The organism is Martinezella calliandrae (assembly GCF_030272695.1).
GTDB classification, from domain to species: Bacteria; Pseudomonadota; Alphaproteobacteria; order Rhizobiales; family Rhizobiaceae; genus Rhizobium; species Rhizobium calliandrae.
Map to the genome: position 1 here is coordinate 1 of NZ_JARFYN010000248.1, position 302 is coordinate 302.

1 protein-coding gene is annotated in these 302 nt (G+C 65.9%); it reads right to left on the reverse strand.

Translation table 11 applies throughout. From position 1 onward, the window contains the following. Positions 1 to 302, reverse strand: a 302-nt coding sequence (locus PY650_RS36960) for a condensation domain-containing protein (RefSeq protein ID WP_285885069.1), incomplete at both ends; no start/stop codon positions are given.

Here is a 302-nt window from a genome sequence, read left to right on the forward strand (position 1 = left end):
GTTCGAGATCGAACTTGACCTGATCGAACCCCTCCCCCGCAGCCTCGACGCTCAGCCCCGGCAGGTCGAAGGACCCGACCGCATTGTTCTCCCAGGCCAGCATCACCTGGAACAACGGGGTGTGATCAAGAGCCCGGGGCGGTTTGACGATCTCCACCACCTGCTCGAACGGCAGGTCCTGATGCTCCTGTGCCGCCAGCGCAGTGCGCCGCGTCCGGTCCAGAAGCTCGGCGACGCTCGGCGCGCCCGACAGGTCGAGCCGCAGCGCCAGGGTGTTGACGAAGAAGCCGATCAACTCTTCG